The sequence below is a fragment of the Pseudomonas sp. YuFO8 genome, assembly GCF_035065025.1.
GTDB lineage: Bacteria > Pseudomonadota > Gammaproteobacteria > Pseudomonadales > Pseudomonadaceae > Aquipseudomonas > Aquipseudomonas putida_AE.
In genome coordinates, this window is the sequence record NZ_JAXDEQ010000003.1 from 130,978 (window position 1) to 156,106 (window position 25,129).

Consider the following 25,129-nt stretch of genomic DNA (forward strand, 5'->3'; position numbering starts at 1 on the left):
CTGCATCAGGCACGTCACGTTTCGGCCTGGTACAGAATGGGCGCCAACTGGATAATCAACTGTCTTTTCAAGTGTTCGAGCGCTTCGTTGCTCAGGTTCAGGCTCCTCAAATGCTCGAGCAACTCGCTTTGCCCCGGTTGACCGAAAGCCAGACGATAAAGCGAGAGAATCTTCTGCATGTTCGGATAGCGTCGGGCTTCCTCACTGAAGGCCAGGCTCGGAACCAGCCGGCGGATTTTCGCATCACCCTCAGGATAATGCCAATAGGGCACCAGATCGGTCTGCCAGGACGGACTCTCGGCGGATTCGAACAGCGCCTTCCAACTCTCTGGCACCGTCTCGCGCCCTGCCATCGCCTGCACTACGCGACGCCTGACTACCAGCGATTGGTAGCGATTGACCCGCCCTTCCCGCTGTTCCAGGTCAATCGGATTGCTCGGCAGGTTCCAGTGCACCACTTCGCTGCAGTACCAGTGGAAGTCCAGCCCTTCCTGACCAATGGAGGTCGAAGCTAGGACGAAGGGGCGGAACGGCGAGTTGAAGCTTTCCCGTATGTTGATGATCCGTTCCTGACCGGCCGCATCCGTGGTCTTCTGGGCCCCCAATTGCACGGCGTAGTGGCACCTCAGATGGGTATCATCCTCCTCCCTGTCGACCTTCCATACCTTCACATTCGACGGGGTGGTGCGAAGCACGTTTTCGAGGGTACCCACGACATCGTCTAGCGATCTGCCTGGCGAAAGCAGGTAGCAGTATTCTTCCAGCATCGCCTGCACTCCGCCGTCGGCGCAGTATCCAACAATGCCTCGCCAGGGGTGCAGACTGTCGAGCCGCCTGGCGATCGCATTGCCGGCGACACCGTTGAACAGACTGACAAACCCCAGCGCCACCCGGCTGGCGTGGCCGCCCAAGTAACGACCGAGGTAGAACTGTTGCAGAACACGATAAGCACATGCCGCTGGTGACCCCAAGGCCAGCCTAGCGAGGTACTGCGGCAGGTCCGCAGGCAATGCACCCAACTCGTCCAACTGACCGAAACGACGGGAAATCTCGTCGACACGCTGACGAATGCTGACAGACAGACCGCCTAGTTCCGACATTGCATCAAACCACGACGCAGTCCACTCCTCGTGCTTGCGGTCTAGCAGCATCGGCGCAAACAGATACCAGTAGTGACTGTTCTGGCTACCGTGATTGCGAACCTCTAACTGCTTGAGCTTTTCTGCGAAATGCCTGGTGAGTTCGCGAACTCGCTGCTCCAGTGTGACCGGGGTGCGTTCGATCGGGATGTCGATCAGGCACCGGGCGGGGTAAATCAACGACCAGTTGGCAAGGTCGCCGCTGTCGAGTTTGATGACGGCCCGACGCTGTTGCTGGTGCCTGTCCTGCTCGTCCTGGCTGAAACCGGCGCGGCGCCTGCTGAAATAGTCGGGCTTGTCCGCAACGTGCTGCTGCACCCGCCGCTCCGCCTCATAGCTCATCAACCCACCGACCATCCGCGGCACCATGGCCCAAGAGGAGAACAGCAAGGTTTTGCTGAGTTGTTCGTGACCGGCGAAAAAACCGCTCAACGGATAGTGCGGCCGGCTGGGTGGCAGCCAGAGCAGCATTTCCGGCCCGGCTTTGCGCCCCTCGCCGAACAAGTGCGTGACCAGCCAGCGAACCTGAGGATTGGGCGCCTCGCGAGCAACATCGAGTGCGAACTTCTTGATTCGCTCACGGGGTAACCAGAGGTTCTTGCTGGCATTGATCCGTTTGAACTCGTCAGGCGACCGATCGTACCGGCGTTGCAGCACTTCCTGCAATTTGTAGCCGGTACTGAATGACAATGGCCAGGCCGCCGACTTGAAGAAGCTCATGATCTGCCCGGACAAGCGCAGCGGGCTGCCGCCCTCCAGAACAACCGCCAGTTGATCCAGTTCCATGTAGGCCCGGATATCGTCTGTCCGCAGTTGCGGGCCGGGCTGCGGCGGCGCCCCGTCGATCAACGTGTCGATATCTCTCGCGACCTGGCTGCGCTCGGTGCGACAGATCAGGGGACGCAACAACCGCTCCACTTCCCGGCGAGGGCCGTCACTCAGCCCCGCGACCTCGACACTGTCGTGCCGCAGGCTCAACAACTCGGCCTGCAGCGCCTTGCGGGCAGGCTCGTAGGCGTCGAGTGGCGAAAGGTTAAGAAACGCCAAAATCTGCTTGAGTTTGTGCAAATGGCCGTCATCGTTCTCATCGTCGGCCACGGTACTCATCGCCTTAAACGGCGTGGCCGAGAGCAGCAGCACATTGCTGTCTCGCTCCCGGTGGAAAATTTCCTGCGCAATCAGGGAGTGTTCATTGCCCTCACTTTGATCTAACAGGCTGTCGAAGCGCTGGAACTCGTCGAGGATGAACAGATCGGCTCGCAGATGCTTGGCGCAGCATCGGGCGAACAACACACGCAGCTCGCGCATCAGTTCGCGCTTGCTGTAACGGTGGATCTCCAAGCGTTGGCGTGCAGCGGTGCGCAACCGTGTCAGCAGCGAGGGGGCTCCGTCTTGCGGGAGGTTGGCGATCACCGCGTGAAAGTCGATGACGATGTCCTGCTCCAGGCCTTGCTCCTCGATTCCCTCCAGTTCGTCCTCCCAGCCTTGGGCACACTTGACCCTGTCCTGGAACAGGCCTGTCAGCCCCCGACGGAACCCTCTAAGCTGTGGATGCTGCAGCAACGCAGCAAGAATGATGCCTCGCTCATACCGGTCTCCGACGCCATGCGTCAGCGAGAAAGAAGTAGCCGGGGTGAGCGTGCAGATTTCCAGCAGGGCGCCGTCCTGCTCAGGCTGACGCAAAGCGACGTGCGCAAGGCGTGCGTAGGAAGGCTGCCGTACCCAGCCGCTTTCGCTCGGGAACACCGCTAGTTTACCGATGTTCTCGGCGGCCAGGCTCAGGTTGGAGCAGATATAAGTAACGCGCAGCGGATCGCGTTTACGCCACTCACGCAACATCGAAACGATCAGGCCCTTGGCGACGATCGTCTTACCCAGCCCTACCTCATCGGCAACCAGCACTCGATGGCTGCGCTGAGGATCCTTGAACTGTGCGGCAATGCGCTCGACTGTCGCGCGCTGAAAATCCTTTAGCCTGCACCAGGTCATCTGCAGCGCCAGGTCGACGTTGTCGCGCTCGGAAACAAACCGGGTCATGCTTTCTTCTTCCATATAAGCTGCTGGTACTGCGCCCACAAGGCGGACAGTCCAGATGGGATCAGATTCTCGGTGTCACGCAACTTTTCCAGGACAGCATCGATGCGCTGCAGCTTTTCAGGTTGCCGTGCAGCGCAGCGCAGCAGCGCTTCATGCAGTGGCCCGCTGAGCATCTGGCCGATGATCGCGTCGGCATCGGTCCCGTGCCCTCTCCCGCCTGCGGCATCCGCATCTAACGGGTAGGCATACGCGGGGTGCAACAGCATCTGGATATAGGCCAGCAGCTTGTGTGGACTGTCGATCAGCGTGGAGGTTATTTTCTGTTCGCGAGTATCGCCGCCCTCGATCTCCAGGCGCATCTTGATCAACAATTCGGTGGGTTCCTTTGACGCTGGTATCACGCGCAGGATCAGGAAGGCGCTGACCTGGGTGAGGCTCAAGCCCTCCCACACCAGGCGCTGGGCCAGCTTCAGAGGCTGGCCCATGACCAGCGGCTGCGCCTCAATCACCCAGTCGCGATCGTGTTCCAGCAATTGTGGCGGGCAGTCGATGACGCAGGTAAAGGTACCGTTCGCCTCGACTACCGCACGCATGCACCAGTCTGCCTGGATCAGGCTGTGCTGGAGCCGGCGCAAGCATTCGTCTGTCGACGTGTCGGCCGTCAGCGACAGCGCACCAAAACGATAAGGTATAAAGATCCCCGTCGGCGCCTCCTCGTTCCCGACCAACTCGACCCATAACTGCCGGGCGGACTGCTGGCCGATCTTGCTCGACAGCCGCAGCATGAACTCAGTATTGCGTGGCGGCTCGTTGGTACCGCCAAGGGCCGCTTTGGTGGCATTGGCCGAACCGATATGCCAGTGGCCGACAGCGCCCTCCTGCAGCAGCACCAACTTCGCGTGCAGATCCTGGGGGCGAGCCTGGCTGAGTTCATCCTCGCCGTTGATGAGGCTGGGGTTGAGCACGAAGCACTCCCAGCCCTGCAAGCGGCTTTCACCCAAGCGTTCGATCTCTTCCGCACGGCTAAACAGCCAATGCCGTGCGCCGGCCTGCTTGAGCAGGTCGAGTGCGTCGGGATGGAGAAACGGCGACATCACCATCACGGTGTCGACGGTTGAGCAAAACGCCAGGGGCGACTTCCCTGGTTTTTCCGGCAAGGTCCTTAACGCTGTGAACCCATCCGGCCTATCCCAAGCGACCCGAGGCAACTCCCTGGTAAAAAGCTCGAGCGCGGGCTGGAAATCCCCTGCGCCGGGCACAAGGGACCTCAGCATTGCCACAAGCCCATCGTTGTCGTCGCTGCGCTGCCCCGCGAGTTCCCCTTCAAGGGCGACCGCTAGGTCCCAACTGCGGTCGAAGGTCAGGTTGCGCGACAGCACCAGCAATCGATAACGTACGGCCTTGGCCGGATTGCTGAAGCGCAGCAACCACAGCTTGGGGTGAAACGAGCTGAAGGGCTCCGCGGGAACCTGCGGCACCAGCAACGGCTCGAGCAGGGAAAACAGCAGGTTGAACTGACGCGGAAGCTTTATGCAGCCTTGCTGGAAGAAGACTTTCACCTTGCCCTTCAATTGGCTGATCGCTTCGAGCAATGCCAGCTTGTCGGCCTGCACGTCACCCTCCGGCGTGCAGTTGAACGACAGCGACAACGGCAGGCACAGCAGCGTCTCGAGGTCCAGAGTGTAAGTCGTCGCCACGGCGTGGCTCAACGTGAAGCCTTCGGGCGCTTTGAGTTTGTCCCCATAGTCGAGGCGATCGGTGTGCGGATTCAGCAAGCCAGGCCCTCCTGGATATCCTGCAGCACAGTGCGAACCTGCCACCAGCGGTAGTCCAGCCGCGCCATGCCGAGCCACTGGAACCCTTCGGGCAGTGCTTTGTTCAGGACGCTGCGTTGCTTCTTGTTCGCCCGGGCTTGTTGCTCGACCAGCCTGTCCAGTTCAACCTCCGATACTCCTCGGGCCAGCCCTTCGGCCCAATTTTTGAGGAACGTCGTCGTATGGCTGGCTAGCGTCACCTGGGTCTGTTCCAGCCATCGGGAGATGTCTGCTGGGTTGGCTCGGATCTGCTCCCTCCACGCGCCCCAGCGCTCAGTGAAGTCCTCCAGCAAGCCGCCATGGTCGTGGCGGTCGTGGCGGACAAGGATCATGTTGAAGCGCAGATGGGCCCCATAGATCAGCTCGCTGAACGCCTGTGCCATGGCCACAGTGTCGCGGGTCTGGCTGGGCAACGCCGGTTGACCCGCCACCCAGGCCGCCAGCGCCGGGAACCCGGGCTTGCCTTTCGCTAGAGCCTGATCGCGCAATCCGAGTCGCTCCAATTGGGTGGGTAGGCTCTGTCCGGGCCTGGCTTTGAGTTTTTCGCTCAAAAAATGCGCTTCGGAAACGGTCAACTCGATCCTCACCTCATCGAGCCAGTCAGGCATGTAGCGGTCCAGGTGCACGCGGCTGACAGGACTATGCGCATCGCTGTCGTCGCCTTCATCACCTTGCGTGCTGACAACTGGCTCTTCTGGCGACCCGATGGCCTGCAGGAATTGCCGGAGCGAGCCCCCAGTATCGACCAACTTCCAGGTCCGCAGGCCAACCCAGTAGATCGACGAAGGCTGCCGGGAGACCCGCTCTCCCTTTTTCAGGGAAAAGCCGGAAATGCCGGTCTGGCTTCCGTCTTGGTGCCTCTCCCTGAGCAGCTCCGACAGGTGCGCTTCCTGTTCGTCCAGATAATCCGCAAGCGGCTGCTTCCGCTGCCTGGCCGGGCTGAGACGTAAAAAGTCGCGAATGATCCGCGGTACAGTGATGAAATATTTGGCCCGTGTCTGCAGGGTGGAAAAGCCCGGGAACATGAGGTCTGCGAATCCATCGCGCAGCCCCCCTACCCCCAATTCATCCAGAGTCCCGGGCTCCGAGAGCTGCTTGAGAGCATGCTTGACGCGCTCCCGGTCCTCGTTCGAGAAATCTACCCATCCCAGTTGACTAATGCCCGACACGCGCCTCGCTCCTTGTCATGTTCGCACTGCTCAGCGGCGCTGAAATAGGCTGCCAAACACCGGGCGCATGATATAGCCTATCGCCACTAGTTGCAGGCGATATTCGTCGATTCATGAACCTTGTAAGCTCGGGCGCATGTTTGGTTGGCTGAAAGAGAACCGTCGAATCGTGACACGCTTCAATAAGCTTGCAAAAAGCTGCGCCGCGATGCTCTCGCTGGCTTGTTCCATACGGTGTCTACGACAACTCTTTTCGTACAGAGCCTAGGATACGCGTTATCACCGGCCGACTGCAGGCCCTCCTGCCGCGCGCTATCGGCACAGCATCTCCCGTCACCTCGCGCGACTGGCTGGGCCGTGCTACAACCTGATCGCGTCGTTGCGCCCAGAACGAGCGCTCGAAGATCTGGTTTCCCGTGTAGGTGTAAAAGCCAATAACGCCTTGACAGATGGCAGGTTGCAATTGGAATTACCGGTGGGTTTGCGATTGAGTTGGTTCCGCGCCTCGCCGTGTCCCGAAGTGGGACCTCTGGTGGCTGTTTCTTCGCGTGCCCGTCTAACAGACACCGTATAGACACGAAAACTCGCGCCCAACAAAAAGGGCTTACCGCGATATCGGTAAACCCTTGATTTTATATGGTGCCCGAAGCCGGAATCGAACCGGCACGCCCTTACGAGCGGGGGATTTTAAGTCCCATGCGTCTACCAGTTTCGCCATTCGGGCGGTAGCGCGGTGAAGCAGAGGGGGGAATATATACATCCCGTCCGGGTGAAGCAAGTTTGCGACGGTGTTTTTTGGCGATTGGATCGGGCCGATTGCGTAAAAAAAAGCTTCTTAAATCATGGGTCTACGGAGCTTTTTTACAGTGCTGGGCAAGATCGATGGTGACCCCGCGCCCAGCACATCGCAAGAACCGGAATATCACTTTATATTTCAATAGCTTACCAGCATAGCCCAGGCACATCCAGCGGCCGCGCCAGCCAATGCCTGAAACCGGGGAAGTCTCCGATTTCTACCCTCACAAGGACCGAGCCCATGGGTTGTCTTGCTGCAGCGCGAAATCAAACGCATGACACCCTCCATAGCTGATCCAGCCTCGTGGTGTAGCTCTGGCTCATAATTTCCCGGCGCATGCCCCAGTCGGGATTGGTCGGCACACTGGCCGCGCGAAGCGTCCCCCTTCCCCACCTGCCATTGATCTGATCCAGCACCGCCATGACCCGGCTTGCCCCGGCCGGTTGCGAGGTGGCAAACAAATCATCGGTGTACTCGCCGGGCTGGCACAGGCTCAGCAGCATGACCTCCGCTTTGCTGTAGGCGAAGCCAGGGCGGAATACTCGATCAAGCGCATCTACGGCCGTCTTGGTCAACAGACGCACATCGTCTGTTGGATACGGTAGCTCCACCACCACACCGTTGGCGTATTTGGCTTCCTCGGGGTTGAACATGCCGGTCCGGATGCTGACCCGGATCTTCTTGCACAGGGAATGCTGCGCCCTGAGCTTTTCCGAGGCGCGCATCATGTAGGTGGCGACGGCCTCCTTGATCGGTGCAAGCTCCTTGAGCCGCATGCCGAACATTCGGCTGCAGCAGATCTCCTGCTTCGGCGGGTCTGGCTCATCCAGTTCCAGACACGGGGTGCCCGCCAGTTCCCGGGCGGTCTTCTCGATCACCACGCTGAAGTGCTTGCGCAGCGACCAGGCGTCCGCCTTGGCCAGGTCCATGGCCGACTTGATGCCCAGTGTGTTCAAGTGCACTTTCATGCGCCGGCCCACTCCCCACACTTCACCCACGTCGGTGTTGCGCAGCACCCAGTCACGTTTTACCGGATCGCAGATGTTCACCACGCCGCCAGTCTGCGCCTGCAAGCGCTTCGCCGTGTGGTTGGCCAGCTTGGCCAAGGTCTTGGTGGGGGCGATGCCAACGCCGACCGGGATACCGGTGCAGCGCAAAACCTGGCTGCGAATCCGTCGACCCAGTACGTCCAGGCCTTCGATACCGGTCAGGTCGGCAAACGCCTCATCGATGCTGTAGACCTCGACCGCCGGCACCATCGACTCGATCAGCGTCATCACCCGCTCGCTCATGTCGCCATACAGCGCATAGTTCGACGAGAAGGCGACGATGCCTTGCTGGCGGAGCTTGTTCTTTATCTGGAAATACGGCTCGCCCATTTTCACGAAAGGCTTGGCGTCGTAGCTGCGCGCAATGACGCAGCCATCGTTGTTCGACAGGACGACGATCGGAACCTTGGCCAGGTCCGGGCGAAACACCCGCTCGCAGCTGGCATAGAAGCTGTTGCAATCGATCAGACCGAAGACTGGCACTGGCTTAGACATGGCTGCGCACACTGCCGGTGATCACACCCCAGATCGACAGCTCGTCACTCTCCAGCACATAGCGTGGCGGGTATTTGGGGTTCTCCGACAGCAGGATCACGTCCTTGCCGCGAATGCACAGGCGCTTGCACACCGGATCGTTGTTCAGCAAGGCCACGACGATATGGCCATGGGCCGGTTCAAGCGAGCGATCCACGATCGCCAGGTCCCCCTCGAAAATCCCGGCGCCCTGCATGCTCTCCCCGGTGATCGATACCAGGTAGACGTGCGGTGCACGGATGTTCAGCACCTCATCCAGGGAGATGTGCGCCTCGATGTGGTCCGCTGCCGGCGATGGAAAACCTGCCGGCACCTGGAACAGGCAGAGCGGCAGTTTCCGACCGCCCTGGCCGATAGGTCCTAAAATTGCAAAGCTCATGACGCACGACTTCCAATACTGTACGAATATACAGTTAACGTCCAGAAGGCCTTGCGGTCAATTTCTTTGTAGGAAAAATCTGATGGGTGGGTGAGTTAATGAGCAATCGGTGTGGTGGTTGCGGAAAGCCTTGCAAAAGTTGCGGAACACATCACTTTCCTGAGAGCAATAAAAAACCCCGCAGACGTTAATCTGCGGGGTTTTCAATAGTGGAGGCCGAGGTCGGAATCGAACCGGCGTAGGCGGATTTGCAATCCGCTAGTGAAACGCATACTGGCTGCGGCCTGTAGCCTTTTTTAGTTCCGAAACCAAGGCAAAACAGATGCTCTGCAGACCGCGTAGAATGCGGGCTCGACCTTGAGTTTGGGAACTGATTTTATCCCTCCTCCGGCATCCTGCCGACGCACACCATCCCTTCGTGCACGACTCTTGAAATGCTACGCTCACCTCTTCATGGAGGATTCGCGATGCCCAACTCAGACCTGCTCCCTTCCCTGCTCTACAAACTCAACGAAAATCAGCTCGCCCTGGAAGCCGCCATCATGGAGCTTTCTAACTGGGTCGAACAACGTGACGGGACCTACGTCGCCGACAATATCCGTGGCGCCTTGGACACCATCGACAAGAACGAAGAGTTTATCAAGCTGACGCTCGCCGTATTGATGACGCCAGAATGACAGCGATCTGCCGATTGTGTTGAAAAAGTCGGTACTTCCAGACTGCCCGCGTACTGACTGATGAAAATGCCTTTTTTGCGCGCAGCTACGCGAAATCTGAGCCCGAAATCCTCTGCACAAAGTAAAGATTTCAATCTCAAGCGCTTACTTTTCTGCAGTGGAAACCATGGCCGACTTTTTCAACAGAATCTGCCAATAGCAGTCACTCAAAACTGTTTACAAAACCTGGGTGATCGATAATGGCGTAGTTTACTCTAGAGAAATTACAAACTTAAAACTAAACAATGAGAGATAAAAAAAATTGCTGAGCTTCAAAGAAAAAGTCAGAGCTAAAACAATTTTGGGCCCTACTGATCGAAAATTTACATTGGCATTGTGGCAGGCGGCATGGAAAAATGAAAAAGCTCATAGCGCTGATGACCAGCATTTTTTTGAGGCGGGCGAGGTTTTTCATACAGTTTTCAGCGAAATAAGAACGATACTCACATCCCTTTACAACGACAAGGCTCCCGCAATATCTCGAACAACACACCTAGAACTGCTTAGCGCAATTTCAAATCGAGATATAGCAATATTAAAAGATATACAAGAAACAGGTCTCAGGACAGGACAAAGTATTCACAGTGTTTCGAGCAATGCAAATCGATACGGGGCTGACGTATCCCTAGAGGAAATTGCTCATGGCGCTGTTGATGGGGTGGAGCTCGCTATCCTGGAAAGCATTAAAGCCATCAAGAAAAACCTTCTGATTCCGCCTGGAAAAACGCCAATTTCTGTTCTGGAGTTCGCTGGCATGGAGGCTGATCTTTCTCAACTGTATGGAACCTACGATCAGTATTGGAAAGCTCTCTTGTGGGGCGACTACGAGTTTGTCGTGCGAGATACCGATCACAATGTTTATGAGATCCGCCAGCTATCCACTGATAGAGAGGTATCTTATGAGCTAACAAGTTTGCGCAAAAGCAGACTTAGCATGCAGTTTATTATGGTTCACAACAATCCCAGCATAATTAATCTTTACAATAACGATACGTATATTATACCAGTGGGATCTGGAAAGAAAAAATCGCTCAAGACCTCCGCTTTGAAACATGCTTCGGACGAAATTAGATTCTTTAACTCAAAAATAAAAGGCGAGATACTTTTCCTAACTGACGACTTCCCAAGCAGTCTCATTGAAAGCCAATTACCTGCTGGCTTCTCAATCATGGAAGCCTTGGATGTCTTTAGGTTGCTAATACTATTATCGAAGCAATTTCAAAATAAATATCCAGCAGATAACAGTGTATACAACCACAAAAAACTTGCAGAATTTAGCTCCAAGGCCAGCAAGCAAGACTTGTTACTTGCCATAATTAAGGCCTCTGGAATCAAATATGCCAAAGCAAAGCTCATACTAGAGTTCATAATTTTCAACGACCAAACCAGGGATTTATGGAGTCATCCGATTCTGGAAATATCACACGACAAATTGATATTTTTAACTAGCGCCTTATCAACCCCGGTTCTAGTTCGAGTTGTTGAGCATTGGCTTGCGGAGCTTGAGGTAGAGCTCACAATTAAAGGCATGCATTACGAAGAGGTATCTTTGAGTGAAATAAATCTAAACTTGCTCTCTAACAAACTTTTGCCTCATCCTATTTCAGCATTTTCAAAACGATTGAAACTTAAATCAGGAGCCGAGGAGGAGATCGATCTCATCTTAAACCTTGGCAGCGTAATCTTGATCGGAGAGGCTAAGTCCATCGTAACTACAGACTCATCAATTTCTTACCATCGTACATATAGCACGTTAAAAGGAGCTACCGACCAAGCCAGAAGAAAATCTTTTTTCTTCTCAAGTAATATCGCAGAAATATTTGATGTCCTTGGCTGGACTCATGATCCAAGCATCTCATATCAGTTTATTCCAGTAGTACTAAACAGCAATAAAATTCATTCTGGCTTCCCCATTAACGGTATTCCTGTTGTGGACGAGCAAATCCTAGCAAGATATTTTAGCTCAAATACATTTCCACTAATCTCAGTGAAGCGCGACGATAAATTCCATCACTTGGGTTGGTTTAAGCTGTACGAAAACTACGAAGAACTCCAAAATAATATTAGCTCCTATCTGATGCACCCACCGCAACTTTCAGAGGGTCGAGAAAGCCTTATCTATAAAACCATGAAGATACCACAACTGAATGAATTTTCGCCAAAAATAAAATACACAAGATTGGTACCCGGCGATTTCCCGATAGAGCGTAAAATCTATAAGCGCTACGAATTGCCCCTTCATGTAAGCGATGATGTCATGAGCCAACTAATGGAAATGGCTGCAGTCATTTAGTGTTCCAAAGTAGTAATGCTCAGCCACTTCATGGTGGCTGAGCATTACTAGCAGAAGTAGTCGGCCTCGAAAATGCTTCAGCAACTTCCCGATGGCCTCATACGCTCTACAGCGGCCCTGAATTTGCCCTAATTTTTCCCTAAGATTACACTCCAGGCAGGCTGATGGTGACTCGACTCAAGAAGTTAGTACAGGCTGGCCACGGCTTTGTCACCCTGCTGAGTGGCTTTAATCGTCCACAAGCGGTCGCTTCGTATGCTAAGGTATTTTTAGTATGTAACTTCATCAACCTTGATAATACGGCTAATGAATAATAAAAAAATCAGTTAGAATTTGAAAAAACACAACTCCTTGACGCCGTTATCGATGATGCTGAGTTTTGATGGGATATCTGCATTCGCAAATCAACGGGTTGCGAATTAGTTTCTGGTTGTTATTTTTGGATGGATAGAATTTGACAGATCTCAACTTTATATTTAGCTTTCATCTCTGGGCTGCTACCGAGTCCATTTCAGTGATGAAAATGCTTGCCGACCAAGCAGAAAAAAATTTGTCTCTCGCAGTCGTAGAGGCCGATATTCCAGGGGGTGTGACGGAATACGAATATGAGGATGAAGTTTGTGATGAATATGGTATAAGTCACCCACATCAACGAACTTATTACTCATGCGGCTCGTCTGTCGGTTATGACTATGACGATGTAAAATCTGAATACAAAGCCTTAATAACCCAGCTCACTCGGCGCTCTGCATATCTTACAATGTTCGGTCTGTTCGAGCATCGCATAAGCAAATGCTTGACATTTATGGTTGATTTAATTAAATGCGACGAAAGAGAAATCAAAGGTAAGGGGCCGATTGAGAAGGCTCACGTAGTTCTGAAGAAATTCATTGGAGGTAAAGGCATTCCGGATGTAGACCACCTCACAAAGATCCGAAACATAATGATACACGACGATGGTGTTGCCACCGATTATAAAAAAATTCTAAGTAAGCAAGGCAAGAAGACCCCTGCTGAGAAAAGGTTGTTGAATGCAATTAACCGAGCTAAGGGGGTATCGGTCAATTACTTCGACGGCGTCCTTATGGACGGTGAGTTTCTAATGTATGCTGTGAATGAATTTCATCGGTATATAACAAGCTTGGAAGCTGCGGTTCAGACATACCACAAAGAGCAGGCCAGCGTGTGAGTGGGAGCAATGAGTAAATTAATTTCAATGTAGGGCATTTCACGTTTGATTTTTTCGTTGGTTCCCTGCTCTAAGTGGCAGCAAATGGCCGAACTTTGCTGCTCTTGACATCCTGCTCTCGACCAAAAGCAGACACTCAAAGTATCTACAAAACTTGGGATGACTCAGTTAGCCCTCATTAAATTTTAGATCAAACTCTATAGGAGCGCTTCTTAGTAATTGCCTTGGGCCAGGGCCAAAGCGTCTTGGAACTGTCTCTTCCTCCAATGAAATCGACCAAATATCGCGAACTTTGGCAGAGTCAATTTGCTGGGTATTTTCAGCAATCGTGATGAATCTTTTGATTAACGCTGCAATTATTGCGTACGAAAGAGATATGACGTGTGGAAGCACTCTAAAACCGCTCTCAGAAAAACCATCATAGGCAATTTTATTGTTCCTGCCTAGCAAATAGCTCTTAGTTATAGCGCTATGCGTCCTATGTGTGTACTTGCTAAGGTCGCTGTACAGGCCACTTAAGTTTTTAGCTTTATCCTGGCACTCGAATTTCTTTATGAATTCTCTAAAAACCCTATGTGGAATTACTTCATTATTATACCATTTTTCAAGATCTTTCCTTGCACTATCACCAGCAAAATAAAAGTAGGCCGAAATATCCATTGTCTCTACTGCATCACGAAATAGGCGTGAGGCAACTCGATGTCTCTTTTCCTCCGTTAACTGCAAGGCATCCACTAGCGCTTCTAAGGCATCTATTTGTATTAGCCAGATCGCTTTGTCGAGGGTTTTTTCATCTCGATCATAATGCATATCCTTTTCAGCATAGTGAGACTTTATTGACAGTAGGACTTTAAAAGCCTCTCGATGAAATTGCTCTTGCCCCCCGTACTCATAGGGTTCATTCCATGCATCTTCTGTGTCTCTATCCCATACAAAACTTGGCATAAAGTCTCCCTTTTGCGCCCGGCTAGTCGTTGTTTAGCTTAGAGGTTGTCGCGGCAATGTGACATTGCTTGAGGAGAGACTTGACACGCATTATGGTAACCCCCGCTACCCTCTAGATTCAATATCAGCATCCGCGACACTACTCATTTGCCATCACTGTGTCCACCGTCCAATTTTTGCCGGTTGCCGCCCAGTTCGAAAGAGGCTGCTATCTGCCATTACCCGTCGCTCGACGACTTCAGAAAGCTGTGACCCATACGACTGTACAACTGAAGCTGCTGCTCCTTCGCCTTTTCCATGGCTTTCACTTCGATGGGGTCGATGTCGACTTTGCCTGGCGTGACTTCCTTTAAGGTGCCGATGCTGAGTGCCAGCACGACCTTCTCTGGGCTCCACCTTGAAGAACTCCCGCTTTGGGTTTATGCGGTGTTCGGCGAATAGCTGGTGGAGGGCCCTCTCCAGCTTGACCAGATTGACCTCCTACGGTATTTCGGCGGAAAAGTGGCACTCGTACGGCAGCGGCACTCCAGTGCTGGAACTTAGATTGGAAATGCCGGATTCGACGGTATCAGTGGTGAGTCCGATTTTCACAAGACCGGGCATGGCCTCGTTTTTCAGCACGTAAATGAGTCTGGGCATGGAGTTTATTTCTTAGTGTTGCGGTCTTGCTCGCTGAGTATCTGCAGCAGTGCCAGGACAATTCGTGGAGCCCCGCGGAACCCATCCATGCCTTCATGCTCGTGCACCGACAGCATGGCCTCAAGCGCTCGGTATGCTGGACCATCCCAATCGTATAGCGTCTCGTCAATGGCATCGAGGTCAATGACGAGCTGCTTCGTCCCTTCTTCGCGAAGCTCGTAGAAGCGATCAGCAGCCTCCGTCCAGTAGGGGTCTTCAGACCAATGGCGTGTCATAGCCGAACTCATGGCAAATAGATGGGAAGGCATTGTACCCGCTGGCATAATAACTTGCGCTGTCGCCGCCTCTGGTTGATTGCCCATTTTGCTATACGTGCACTTTTTTATGGCTTGAACGGCCGGTGCCCCACAAAACCCAGGCTATGGCAGATGATCCTCACCACCAGCCAGATCTACAAGCCTCTGTAATCCTTTTAAGCCAAATCAGTAATTGAAGTCTCTGCTCCGTCACGCAGCCCTACCACACCGAGATATAGGCAGATAGGAACGGTCTTACGGTAGGCCGGGCCTTGCACGTCAAAAGCGAGCCACGCCGCAGATAACGCCCACATCCACGGGCCGAGAGTATTAAGCCACGGATTGCGTTTAACCATCTCTTGGACTAGAGCCTTGGCCGCTTCGCGACCAATAATCTGAGCAATGATGCTAATGATGATGACTTCAATGATACCCAACGCAACTTTAGGGCCAAGAATCTGGAAAATTATGGGCAGGATAGCGACCTTCCCATTACTTTTCAGATGTTCCATTACCTTCTCGCGGTCAATATCCTCAATGCCCATCTCTTTGAAAGCTTTGGCCAGTTCTTCAGGCGACTTACTCAGAAGTTCCTTTTCGACGACGGCTGTGACAAGCTTCTCCAACCGTGACTCCACTGAGCCACCCAGCTTAATTTTAACTTTAGATTTGACGCATACTTCAGAAATCAACTCGCTTGCTGAAACGCCGCCATCGCTATTGAAAAGCGACCGTGCAAGATAGGCCACATCTGATGAGCCAAAATAGCGAATTTGTTTATCCATCAGCTCAACCAACGCTTCTTTCGCGGCGGCACTGTTCTCAGCTTGGGCGAGCAACTCCTTGCGCCGCGAATCATTAGTCAGAGATACATAGTTGTCCAGAACGCGAGAAACATAGTTAAAGTCTTCTATTTTGCACTTGCGCAATATTGCTTTCATCGGCTGTTCATCCAGTGAGCCAAGGGACCATCAGTCCAGATATCGGCTGATAGCAAAAAACCTTTAGCTCAAAGCTATACCAACTGCCAACCTGCAAGAAGTGCGGAGGCAGTGCCCGATGAAGGTGAAACTACGGGGCTATCGCTCGCGGTGCGTGGAGCTTTACCACGGCCGCTATCAGCACCCAAGGGGCGATTGCCTGATTGGTTCGTTGGAGTTAAACATTCCGTGTATGACTTAAGGCTGCGTAGACGAAACGGAGTCGATCGCAGAACCTCCGGCAGTGACCGACTATCCAGCCAGAGCGATCGACCGTGACGAGCAACTATCGGCCAAAGCCGCTCAGTCGACTATTTAGACTAAACGGTTATCCAGGCGAACGAATAGACCTCACCCCGCCTGCCACCCCAACGCGCAACTGCTCCAGCAAAAACCGACGCGCCGCACGAGAAGGTATGCTAATGCTGCTCGGGTGCTGGATTCGAAAGCATTGAATGCGCTGGTGTAGCTTGAATCGCCACAGTTGATTAATCGGGATCCTCTGCTTGGAAAAGTCACTCAGCTCGCTACATACACTGGATTTCCCCTTATGGGGAAAATAACCTTGGCGATACTTCGCACTACTGGCGCCGTTAGCGAAGACAATGATATCGGGCTGCAAAATGCTTATTTGGACTTTGAGCAATTGCTCCGAAATCTCCAATAACTTCGCAAAATGCTTCCAGCGCATCGGAGACTTTTTATTCCAAGCGAAACTGAACAAATTTGCCCATGCGATGCCTTGCGTACCGTGATCGTTGGCTAGGTCGCGTAGCAGGTTGAAGAAGCTTTCGCCTCGATCTTTGGGCTCTGATATGAATTTGGAGAGGTGATCTTGCTGTTTAGCCATAGCTTTGCAGATGTATGTCTCCAGGTTCTCGAATTTGTCATCGCCTTTCAACACACTCCAACCTCTGGTTTCACGCCCGACCAACAAAATCCTCTGCGGTGCGCAATGGAATCCAAGCGAGGTTCCGGGGAGAAAAAGGCCAGAGAGCTTGGCGTATTCCCCTTCGTGGGATCGACTACAGTCGAGCCAGTGCTGCGGTAGGTCTGCAAGTACATCGCGGTAAGCATCAGCCAAGGCTTGTTGAGTGCTATCCATTTCGTAAGCTTCCTGAAAGAGGTCGTCTTGATAGCAAAAAGGGGAGGAAGCATTCAACTCGTGTTCGCTACATGCAAGATGACATGGCCAGCGATCTCAGCCGCCCTTCAGTCGGTGAATCGAAGATGACATAGAGCCGATCAATGATCGCCTCACTCAGCGTGCGGGCGGATTCTGAGCCAAGCACAAACCCCTCAGCGCGTGCGTCCGCTTTCACCGCAACAATCATCGAATCCGCCTGGGTGATCTGGGCAAGCAGCTTGTCAACTTCACGCTCAATCTTTGAGCTCAGTTCTACACCATCCATTCCACCACCTTTTTATTTGACCGATCGGCTAGAGAGTAGTGGTATACGTCCATCATGGAACATCTTTGAAGAATACGTGGCGGCCGAGCGTCGTGGTCCGTTTCGCTCCTACAATCCAAGTCGGAGGCTTGACCATGGTGGTCGCGTGATAATGCGTGGCGCCGCCTGTGGGATCCGGCACTTTGCCGGCAATTACCTGGTCAGCAGCGATCTGCGCTTGGGCAAACTCGCGAAACGGGATGGGCTTGGCGCCGCCAAGGTAGGCGTAATTAGGATCGTTCTTGTTCCAACAGCTGAACTGATAGGGCTTCTGGCAAACACCGGTGTAGCCCTCCCCCCACCAGGACTTTGCCTTGCCATCGTTCACGCGATTGCGAATGGTCCAGGCCACAGCGATCAGGCCAATGAGGCTTTCGCCACGAGCCTCACCCCAGAGTGTGCGAGCGAGGACGTCGCGATCTTTCTCGGTTGTTGTCATGACAATTCTCCAGACGAAAAAAAGCCCGCGCGCGGGCGGACTCAAAACCAGGTACAAAAAAGCCGCTATCGGCGGCTCAGGACAGGGCGCTGGGTTTAAACGACGATGCCCAAGCGGGCCATGCGCTTGCGCGCAATCTCCACCTGCTTGGCCAGCTCGTCATCTGTCAGCACTACGGAGTGAATGATCACCGCCGAGATATCCACTTCGGCACCAAACGCGGCGGTACCACTACCGATGCGGAACAACGAATCAGACAGCGCGCGGGCACGCAGATCGTTACCCTGGCTCATCAGGTTTTTCGTCAGGTTCTGCGTTTTGGTATACATAGCCGAGCTGGCCCGCAGCACGCGAATGCCCCACTCGGTAGGCACCTCACCCAACACGCTGTTGACCGAGGACGTGGCGCCACCCGTTCCGTTTTCGCGGGCCGCTCCGCCCGTCAGCGATGCAGTGGCCACATGGTATAGCGAAGCGCCGTAGGCCGAACCCGTCACGCCAGGCGTGACCGAGTTGCCGCGATAGTTGCCCACGTAAAACGGCGTATTCGCATCGCCAGTCGTCGACGCACCAGCCGGAATGGCAGCCGCCGCCTTGCCGACCACGATCAGAGTAACTTCGTCGGTTTCGGCGATCTTGGTCTGCAGGTAGTTGCTCAAGCCTTTGAAGCGGCCGTGCGTGGCAAAGGCCACCGGCGCGCCGATGATGTTGGCATCGGGCTTGCCTAAGGCACGGTTACAACCAAAGCGCCCCGCGTCCGTGTCGAAGTTAAACCAGCCTTCAAGGCCACGACTGACCGGCGGGACCACCTTGCTGTTCCAAGGGGCCAGCGTGTTGTTCGAAATCAGTTTGATACCCATGGGATGTGTTCCTTGTTGAAGGCTTAGATGAGGTTGATTGCAGCGGCCGCCACGTACGGCGCCAATGCGGCGTACAAGGCCGAACGGGAAGATCCCACCGGATGGACCGCGTCCGACCAGTCGCCACTGATAAAACCGTCACTGCCGGGTGCGGTCGCCGGCACCGCGTAGCCGCTTTCGGGGTCAGTCATGGCCCACAGCGGGGCAATGGTCAGCTTGCTGTAGGCCAGGTTGCTGGCCGCCTGCTGCATGGCTCGAATGACCGGGGTGTAATGGGTTTGCCACAGGCCATTGCGCGTCACGTTGAGCGACGTGCCGGGCACCGAGCGGATGATTTTTGCGTTTGGCCAGGCTGCTTTGATCTGCTGCAGCATCAAGGTGTCGTTGGCCAGCACGTGGTCATAAACGGTCGCCGCCGTGCGGTCGCGCACATCGTTGGTGCCCAGGGTGATGATCACCACATCGGGGGTCGCCAGGCCGAAACGCTGCTGATAGAAGGCCGGGTCGAACACATAACCATTGCGCACAATGTCGGCCGAGTCGGCCCCGGTGGCCACCCGCAAAAACGGATTGATCGGCCAACGTTCCTGTTTGCCCAAAGCCATGTAGGCCGCCTCTTCGCCCGGCAGCACCTTGCCCACTCGATCCGTGATCGCATAAGTAAAGTCCCCGGTTTCCCAACCCTCGCGGCACTCACCCAGCTCGCCATTGTCCGCCGTGCTCGCGGTGGCCACGGCCGTACCGGGTAGCGTCCCCAAGAACGTCGGAGCAAAGCCCATCTCCTCCAGGTATTGCCGCAAGAACGTGCCGCCCTGGCGATTACCAATGCTGTCGCCGATGAACAGGATCTTCACCGATACCACCGGGTTCTGCACCGGAACCGCTTTCAGCGTCAGCTTCATGAAGCGGTGATCGCTAGGCTGGGCGCGGTCACGCAATGTCAGCATGGCGTCACTGCCAAAGCGCACCGCGTTGAACGACAGCGAACGTCCCGCGGCACAGGCCAGGCCTGAAGAACTGGACAGAGACATCTGCGTCTGCTCGACCAAGGCACGATTCGGCAACAACCCGTCCACATACAGCGTGGCGTCACGCAACGGCCCGGTGGCCAACACCGGCGCAAACAGCAAGCCATTATCAAACGGTGATAACACCGGCGCTGCTTCCGTGCTCGCGCCGGTCAGATCCTGATGCACCCCGCCTTCGGGGTCGGTGACATAGATCCCCGGCATCGAGGCTGGACGCATCTCCAAACCGCCTAAACGCACCTGCTCATCATCGGCGTACAGCAACGCACCGCCTTCCCCGTCACCGATGACGGTGGCCTGTCCCGTCGCAATCCGAAAGAGCAGGGTTTCAAGTACTTCGCTGGTCAAGCGCACCAGCTGGCCACCCTCAGGATCAGCCAACGACAGATACTCGACCTCGGCCGCCATCGACGTGGTGGGTTGCACCAGGCTATCGACCTCGTTGCCCGTGGCCCAGGTAAACACCAACGACTGCGTGGTGTCGCTGGTCTTCTGAAACAGCGCCACGCGGGTCAGACCCGAGCCGGCTGGGGCCATCCAAAAATACTGGTTCAAGGCCGTCGCGGTACGGCCTTCGAGAAACGTCGAGAAAATCTTGCCACTGGATGCCTGGGCACTGAGCACAGCAACCGCATCCGGCAGCGATTGGGCAAACAGCCGTGCCTGCTTGGCCAAGGACGGCAACGGTCCTGATTCGGTGGCCACATCCGTCAAGGCATCGCCATTGACGAACTCATGCTGTTTTGCCGCCGCCGTCGTTGATTTTTGGGCGGCCTCGGAAAACATCCCCGCATAGCCTTCAAGCGCTGCGACTTCAGTCATTTACTTTTCCTTGAGCAATAAAAAACCCGCCGTAGCGGGTTGGGTGAATCTGACGAATCTGGCGATCAATAGCCGGGCGCCCGGCCAAGGGCGCGCCAATGCACGGTGACTGCCATCAGGTTCGTATCATTGAACAGCTGATACTGCGTTGCGCTGGTGGCAAACGCGCCAGCGGCGTTGCCATCGCCGTCCACCGAGTTGGTGTTGATCTTGTTTCCGAAGCAGTTGTAGACCTCGGCAAAAGCCGTGGGGAAGTTAATGGGCGCGGTGGTGGTGTCCGCCGGACAAACCCCAGTCCCCCACTGCTCCAGTAACCCCGTGGCCTTATCCAGACGCCAACCATTGGCCGCCATCAACGCAGTGTTTTTGTCTTGCTTGGTCGAGGCCAGGCCGTCTATTTGCGTTTGCTTGGCCGCCAACAGCGCATTTACGGCCGTTTGGGTGTAGGCATCGTTGATCCCATAACCAGCCAAGGTGATGGCGTTATTGGCTTTTTGTGACAGCAGCCAATCCGCTTCAGGCTTGGTATAGGCGTTGGTGATGCCGTACGCCGCCAGGGTGGCCCCCCAATTGGCTTTGGCCGTCAACAGCGCGTCCGTTTGCGCTTTGGTGTAGGCATCGCCGATACCATAACCGGCCAGGGTGGTCGACTTCACGGCATAAGCCAAACCGAACTTCTGGATGGCCTTGAGCAGCTGCGTGTTGTCGTTCTTGTCCAGCCCCGGGAGGTAGGTCTGCACGACATGCGCCAGTTCCTCCTGCAGCATGTTCAACCATTCCGCCGACAGCGGCGTCGGGGGAATCCCCAGGGCCAGCGAACCATAACGAAACTGCCCGTCCGGCGTGACCAGATCAGACCAGGCTGAAATTCTCTGCATGTTTAAAGTTCCTCGATCCCCGCGACGGCGGCCGGCAGGGTGTAATGAATGGCGGTAAACAGTTCGTCCACCTTCAGCGCAATGCCGTCGAACTGCGAGCGCCCGAAGGCCAGCCTCACGTCGGTGTACTCCGGCGCATCACGCTGTAGGCGGCAATCCAGCGCCGCCGCCTCGGGCGTGCCATAGGCCTCCAGCGGCACCGAGGCGATCCAGCCCCAGGGCCAGCCATCGCCATACAGGAAATCGCCGGCATTCGTCGGCCCCACCCGCGGCAGACGGAACTCCTCGATATCGGCGGCGAGTCCGACCTGATTGGCCAGCTTGCGGTAGTAACTCAGCTGCGGGGCCCCGGTCGCGGTCAGCTTGTCGAGGACCGCCTGGCGGCGCTCCTCCAGGGTTTGCGAGCCCGGTACGGTGCAGACATCGGGCAGGCCGAGGTAGGCCTCCCAGTCCGGCAATAGGGCGGTGGCCGTGGCCGGATTCAACTCCAGCAACAAGGCCTCGCCACCGGCCTCGATCCGCGCCAGTTCCGGCGCCAGCGCCGCCACCAGCTGCGCCCAATCCGGCTCCAGCTCCAGATCGAAGGCCGGGCCCGGCGGCAGCATTTGCCGCAGCTTGTCGACGTAGTCCGCCTCGCTCATAGCCATGTCATCACCCCCGGTACCGCCACCTCATTGGCCGCCATCGACACATCGGCCGCCGGCACACTCAACACATGGTCGGCTTCCCCTGGGGTGTTGCTGATCGCCGCCCGCAGCCGGGAGATTTTCAGGGTCTGCCCCGGCCCGCCTTCGTCGACGATCAGCCCGCGCAGCGCCTGCTTGACCGCCTCACGCAGGGCCAGGCCATCCGGCACCAGACGCAGGCTGAAGTGAATCGCCCGCGCCACCGGCGCCACGGCATACACCTCGGCCGTCACCGGGCGGCGTTGTTCCAGGTGCGCCTGGACTTCGGCGACCTGCGCCGGCGTCGGGATGATGTCGGGATCGCCGTCACGCACAAAGGCCAGGCCAAACGTGCCCGGCCCCATCCAGCGCGGCAACGCCCAGGCGCGAGTGACGCCCGGCACCTCCAAGGCCCACTCGACAAAGTCGGCGCCGTTGCCGACCTTGCTGGGGTTTTTAAACGCGGCCTGCACCCGCCCGCGCAAGGCTTCCAGGCCCTCCAGTTCGGCGCCGCCGACGATGCCATCGGCGCCGATGCTGGCCGTGGGATTCACACCCAGCACCGGCGTCACCGCCGTCAGGTTGCCGGCCTCGATGTTGCCCAGGCTGCCGACCTCTTCGGCGACCAACTGCAAGGTGGCGGCGCCATTCACCAGCTTGACGGCTTGCGCCACCACATAGCGCCGACCATCGTCAGACCGGTAGGCCTGATCGACATCGACCAGGGCACCGCTGGAGCCGGTCACCGAGGCCAAGCCCTTGGCCGCCACGGCTGGTGTGCGCCCGCCTTCCAGGCGCCACTCGGCCCAGCGCAACAGCATCTCTTCATCACAGGTCGCCGGGTTGGACTGACGGGAAATCCAGTCTTGATAACCGTACAGCTCGAAGGCAGTACCGCTCAGCGCGCGGGCCGCCACCTTGGCATCGGCGCGGCGCAAGGCATCCGGGGCATTGCGCTCAAAATCGGCCTCGGTGCGCTGGGTCAGCGCCGGCAGCGTTGGAATCTCATACGGCATTGATCAGCCCCCAGGTGTTCTCAAAGTCCAGCTCCACGGTGGCGCCGTTCTGTTCGGTCAGCGTCACCCGCAAGTTCATCCGGTCGTTGCCCCGGCGCTCGGGCGTAACGCCCACCGCGGTGACAATGCCGTCCTCAAGCAGCCAGGCCAGTGCTTCTTCGGCGTAGGCCTGGGCATCCAGCAGCGTCTGCGCGACCAGCGTGCGTCGCGCCAACAGCCACAGGCGCGAGCCGATCTGGTCGCCGGCCACCGAGGGCAGGCAGTCGCCCCACCAGCCCTTGCGGTCGCTGTCGTCCACCGCGTCATCCGGCCCGGCGCGGCGCCAAGTGAACAGGCTGATGGTCACGGAGCGGCGCAACAGTTCCTCGCGGCTCATGCGCTACCTCCGAGCGGCGGCCCGCTCTGGCCACTGCCGGGTTGCACGTCGCCGTGCGGGTGATTGATCTGGCTGATGCCGGCGGCGATCTGATCGCCCTGCGACTCGATACGCCCGGTGCTGGTGATCAGCGGCGTATCGAAGTTCACCGACGCGCTGGCCTTGATGTTCAGGGTCTCGGTTTCAATGTCGAGGATGCGCCCGCGCTTGAAATGAATCCGGTCGCCCTCGTCGGTGTACAGGGCCACCTCGCCCGGCTTCAGGCCCTGCAGGCGAAAGCGCCGGTCCGCCACCACGACCACCACCCCGTGGCTGCGGTCGTTACCGATGAAGGCCGCCAGCGCCTCGGCTCCCGGCAGCGGGCAGGCGGTAAAGCCATAGGGCTCCAAGTGCTCCACGTTATCTTTGACCTCGCCGGCCAACAACCGCATCTGCAGGCTTTGCAGCTTGCTGGCCGAGTTGCCCAAGGCCACCACCCCGCGTGCCAGCATGTTCGCAATGCCGTTTTTCATGGTTTGTAGTCCGCTGGAATGAGGTATTCAAAGTTGTCTGTTTTCTTGCCCTTCTGGACTTTGCGCTTCTCGTAAGCGTCATTCGGCTCCGGCAAAAAGGCCTCGGGCGGGGCCACGATAATTTTGGCCGTGGTGCCCTGCTCGCTCAGCTCATAACTGATTTCACTGATCAGCATGTCGCGGTCCAGACCGATCAAGGGGTCGACCACCCGCACCAGCATGTTGTGCCGCCACAGCGCGTCGTTGCTTTGCCGCCAGCCTTGGATCACGTAGTTGACGGTCAAGGCCTTGCCGACCGCCGTGGCCCGCTCCCACTCGACCCGCTCACGGGCCAGCTTGCTGGTCAGCTGCCCGGATTGCTGAATGATCTTGACCCGCCGGCGGGAGATCCGCGCGTCGGCGATCCGTGCCTCGACCTCGCTGGCCTCCGCGCCAAAACTGACGTCGGACCCGCTGCGCTGACCCTTGCTGATGTATTCGGAAAACACCCCGGAAAAGTCCAGGGCGGCGTCCCCCGACAGCAGGTTCTTGCCCAGCACCAGGGTGTCGACCGCCCGCCCGGCGCTGCCCGGCTTGGCAATCACCAGGCGGCCCTGGCCATCGTCGGTGCTAAACAGCCGCGACAGGGTCAACAAGCGGTCGATGCTTTCAAACGCCGTTTCCCCCGGCTCGATGCTGTGGTCGTCCACGCCCAGGGTCAGCGCCGCGTCATTGACCACCTTGATATCGTATTCAGCGGCAATCGCCGCGATGATCTGTTGCACGTTTTGCCCGCGCCACTGCCCCGGCTGATTGACCGCCGCGCAGTCCACCAGGTCCGCGGTGCGCGAGCGCCCGCTGATGCTCAGGGTGACTTCCTTGTCGTCGTAGCGAATCGGCGTGCTGTCCACATAACCGGTCAACAGCAGCTCCTGGCCAATGCGCACCTCCACCGCTTCGCCCTGGGCAATCCGCACCGGAACCTCCCCGCTGCCCGGCCAGCGCCAGGTGATGCCCAGGCTAAAGTTGCGCGCCTGGCGTTCCAGGCCGGCGCCGATGCTGACGGCTTTCCAACCGCCGTAGTCGTGCCCACCTACGCTCAGGGTGACGTTATTCAGCTGATCCATG

24 protein-coding genes, 1 tRNA gene and 4 pseudogenes are annotated in these 25,129 nt (G+C 56.4%); 5 read left to right on the top strand and 24 right to left on the bottom strand.

Going from position 1 to position 25,129, the window contains the following annotated elements; genetic code table 11:
• Nucleotides 1–14: 14 nt before the first annotated feature.
• From SOP95_RS04015 to SOP95_RS04025, 3 genes are read right to left on the bottom strand one after another with little or no spacing between them, the layout of a single operon-like run.
• Entirely contained in the window at nucleotides 15–3,176 is a 3,162-nt protein-coding gene (locus tag SOP95_RS04015; protein ID WP_323606254.1) for a DEAD/DEAH box helicase, read from the bottom strand.
• Nucleotides 3,173–4,951: a phospholipase D family protein gene (locus SOP95_RS04020; protein ID WP_323606255.1), complete on the bottom strand. Its 1,779-nt coding sequence runs from the start codon at nucleotides 4,949–4,951 to the stop codon at nucleotides 3,173–3,175. The genes SOP95_RS04015 and SOP95_RS04020 overlap by 4 nt, the downstream gene beginning before the upstream one ends.
• Nucleotides 4,945–6,159: a DUF6361 family protein gene (locus tag SOP95_RS04025; protein ID WP_323606256.1), complete on the bottom strand. Its 1,215-nt coding sequence runs from the start codon at nucleotides 6,157–6,159 to the stop codon at nucleotides 4,945–4,947. Before SOP95_RS04025 ends, SOP95_RS04020 begins: the two co-directional genes overlap by 7 nt.
• Nucleotides 6,160–6,292: 133 nt before the next feature.
• Here SOP95_RS04025 and SOP95_RS04030 point away from each other — a divergent pair.
• Nucleotides 6,293–6,427 (top strand): annotated as a pseudogene (locus SOP95_RS04030) (IS5/IS1182 family transposase); the annotation flags it as partial.
• 6 nt (nucleotides 6,428–6,433) lie between these two features.
• Nucleotides 6,434–6,514: pseudogene (locus SOP95_RS04035) on the top strand (lytic transglycosylase domain-containing protein); the annotation flags it as partial.
• 282 nt (nucleotides 6,515–6,796) lie between these two features.
• On the opposite strand, the gene SOP95_RS04040 reads toward SOP95_RS04035, so the two are convergent.
• The 3 genes from SOP95_RS04040 to SOP95_RS04050 all read right to left on the bottom strand — a co-directional run bounded on the left by SOP95_RS04040 (nucleotide 6,797) and on the right by SOP95_RS04050 (nucleotide 8,917).
• Nucleotides 6,797–6,883: transfer RNA gene (locus tag SOP95_RS04040), tRNA-Leu, on the bottom strand.
• Nucleotides 6,884–7,221: 338 nt separating this feature from the next.
• Nucleotides 7,222–8,499 carry a translesion error-prone DNA polymerase V subunit UmuC gene (umuC, locus tag SOP95_RS04045; RefSeq protein ID WP_323606257.1) on the bottom strand — a complete coding sequence of 426 codons (1,278 nt, stop codon included), beginning with the start codon at nucleotides 8,497–8,499 and terminating at the stop codon, nucleotides 7,222–7,224.
• Nucleotides 8,492–8,917: a LexA family protein gene (locus SOP95_RS04050; protein WP_046820111.1), complete on the bottom strand. Its 426-nt coding sequence runs from the start codon at nucleotides 8,915–8,917 to the stop codon at nucleotides 8,492–8,494. Before SOP95_RS04050 ends, umuC begins: the two co-directional genes overlap by 8 nt.
• Before the next feature lie 467 nt (nucleotides 8,918–9,384).
• Between SOP95_RS04050 and SOP95_RS04055 the strand changes: the two genes are divergently transcribed.
• The 3 genes from SOP95_RS04055 to SOP95_RS04065 all read left to right on the top strand — a co-directional run bounded on the left by SOP95_RS04055 (nucleotide 9,385) and on the right by SOP95_RS04065 (nucleotide 13,115).
• Nucleotides 9,385–9,594 carry a hypothetical protein gene (locus SOP95_RS04055; protein WP_323606259.1) on the top strand — a complete coding sequence of 70 codons (210 nt, stop codon included), beginning with the start codon at nucleotides 9,385–9,387 and terminating at the stop codon, nucleotides 9,592–9,594.
• A 301-nt stretch (nucleotides 9,595–9,895) separates the two neighbouring features.
• Nucleotides 9,896–11,926 carry a hypothetical protein gene (locus SOP95_RS04060; protein WP_323606260.1) on the top strand — a complete coding sequence of 677 codons (2,031 nt, stop codon included), beginning with the start codon at nucleotides 9,896–9,898 and terminating at the stop codon, nucleotides 11,924–11,926.
• A 454-nt stretch (nucleotides 11,927–12,380) separates the two neighbouring features.
• Nucleotides 12,381–13,115, top strand: coding sequence for a hypothetical protein (locus SOP95_RS04065; RefSeq protein ID WP_323606262.1), 735 nt, complete (start codon nucleotides 12,381–12,383; stop codon nucleotides 13,113–13,115).
• Between the two features lie 168 nt (nucleotides 13,116–13,283).
• Here SOP95_RS04065 and SOP95_RS04070 read toward each other — a convergent pair whose 3' ends face one another.
• From SOP95_RS04070 to SOP95_RS04145, 18 genes and pseudogenes are all read right to left on the bottom strand, one after another.
• Nucleotides 13,284–14,060 carry a hypothetical protein gene (locus SOP95_RS04070; RefSeq protein ID WP_323606264.1) on the bottom strand — a complete coding sequence of 259 codons (777 nt, stop codon included), beginning with the start codon at nucleotides 14,058–14,060 and terminating at the stop codon, nucleotides 13,284–13,286.
• Nucleotides 14,061–14,278: 218 nt separating this feature from the next.
• Nucleotides 14,279–14,437, bottom strand: coding sequence for a hypothetical protein (locus tag SOP95_RS04075; protein WP_323606266.1), 159 nt, complete (start codon nucleotides 14,435–14,437; stop codon nucleotides 14,279–14,281).
• Between the two features lie 16 nt (nucleotides 14,438–14,453).
• A pseudogene (locus SOP95_RS32085) lies at nucleotides 14,454–14,531 on the bottom strand (GIY-YIG nuclease family protein); the annotation flags it as partial.
• 9 nt (nucleotides 14,532–14,540) lie between these two features.
• A complete protein-coding gene (locus SOP95_RS04080) occupies nucleotides 14,541–14,699 on the bottom strand; it encodes a GIY-YIG nuclease family protein (protein ID WP_323606267.1) in 159 nt (52 codons plus the stop codon).
• A 5-nt stretch (nucleotides 14,700–14,704) separates the two neighbouring features.
• Complete coding sequence (locus tag SOP95_RS04085) at nucleotides 14,705–15,061, bottom strand: hypothetical protein (RefSeq protein WP_323606268.1); 357 nt, start codon at nucleotides 15,059–15,061, stop codon at nucleotides 14,705–14,707.
• Between the two features lie 110 nt (nucleotides 15,062–15,171).
• Nucleotides 15,172–15,936, bottom strand: a complete 765-nt coding sequence (locus SOP95_RS04090; protein ID WP_323606269.1) for a hypothetical protein — start codon at nucleotides 15,934–15,936, stop codon at nucleotides 15,172–15,174.
• 367 nt (nucleotides 15,937–16,303) lie between these two features.
• Nucleotides 16,304–17,080, bottom strand: coding sequence for a hypothetical protein (locus SOP95_RS04095; RefSeq protein WP_323606270.1), 777 nt, complete (start codon nucleotides 17,078–17,080; stop codon nucleotides 16,304–16,306).
• Nucleotides 17,081–17,147: 67 nt separating this feature from the next.
• On the bottom strand, nucleotides 17,148–17,387 hold the full coding sequence (locus tag SOP95_RS04100; protein WP_323606271.1) for a hypothetical protein: 240 nt from the start codon (nucleotides 17,385–17,387) through the stop codon (nucleotides 17,148–17,150).
• A gap of 52 nt (nucleotides 17,388–17,439) precedes the next feature.
• Nucleotides 17,440–17,865: a cell wall hydrolase gene (locus tag SOP95_RS04105; RefSeq protein WP_323606272.1), complete on the bottom strand. Its 426-nt coding sequence runs from the start codon at nucleotides 17,863–17,865 to the stop codon at nucleotides 17,440–17,442.
• A gap of 95 nt (nucleotides 17,866–17,960) precedes the next feature.
• Nucleotides 17,961–18,725, bottom strand: a complete 765-nt coding sequence (locus SOP95_RS04110) for a hypothetical protein (RefSeq protein ID WP_323606273.1) — start codon at nucleotides 18,723–18,725, stop codon at nucleotides 17,961–17,963.
• A 23-nt stretch (nucleotides 18,726–18,748) separates the two neighbouring features.
• On the bottom strand, nucleotides 18,749–20,575 hold the full coding sequence (locus SOP95_RS04115; protein ID WP_323606275.1) for an SGNH/GDSL hydrolase family protein: 1,827 nt from the start codon (nucleotides 20,573–20,575) through the stop codon (nucleotides 18,749–18,751).
• A gap of 65 nt (nucleotides 20,576–20,640) precedes the next feature.
• Nucleotides 20,641–20,928, bottom strand: a complete 288-nt coding sequence (locus SOP95_RS32090) for a gp53-like domain-containing protein (RefSeq protein WP_442967722.1) — start codon at nucleotides 20,926–20,928, stop codon at nucleotides 20,641–20,643.
• A gap of 96 nt (nucleotides 20,929–21,024) precedes the next feature.
• A pseudogene (locus tag SOP95_RS32095) lies at nucleotides 21,025–21,156 on the bottom strand (hypothetical protein); the annotation flags it as partial.
• 299 nt (nucleotides 21,157–21,455) lie between these two features.
• Nucleotides 21,456–22,100: a putative phage tail protein gene (locus SOP95_RS04125; protein WP_323606279.1), complete on the bottom strand. Its 645-nt coding sequence runs from the start codon at nucleotides 22,098–22,100 to the stop codon at nucleotides 21,456–21,458.
• A complete protein-coding gene (locus SOP95_RS04130) occupies nucleotides 22,091–23,134 on the bottom strand; it encodes a baseplate J/gp47 family protein (RefSeq protein WP_323606280.1) in 1,044 nt (347 codons plus the stop codon). The genes SOP95_RS04125 and SOP95_RS04130 overlap by 10 nt, the downstream gene beginning before the upstream one ends.
• Nucleotides 23,124–23,510: a phage GP46 family protein gene (locus SOP95_RS04135; RefSeq protein ID WP_323606281.1), complete on the bottom strand. Its 387-nt coding sequence runs from the start codon at nucleotides 23,508–23,510 to the stop codon at nucleotides 23,124–23,126. Before SOP95_RS04135 ends, SOP95_RS04130 begins: the two co-directional genes overlap by 11 nt.
• On the bottom strand, nucleotides 23,507–24,022 hold the full coding sequence (locus tag SOP95_RS04140) for a phage baseplate assembly protein V (protein WP_323606282.1): 516 nt from the start codon (nucleotides 24,020–24,022) through the stop codon (nucleotides 23,507–23,509). Before SOP95_RS04140 ends, SOP95_RS04135 begins: the two co-directional genes overlap by 4 nt.
• Complete coding sequence (locus SOP95_RS04145; RefSeq protein ID WP_323606283.1) at nucleotides 24,019–25,128, bottom strand: phage baseplate assembly protein; 1,110 nt, start codon at nucleotides 25,126–25,128, stop codon at nucleotides 24,019–24,021. The genes SOP95_RS04140 and SOP95_RS04145 overlap by 4 nt, the downstream gene beginning before the upstream one ends.
• Nucleotide 25,129: the final 1 nt, after the last annotated feature.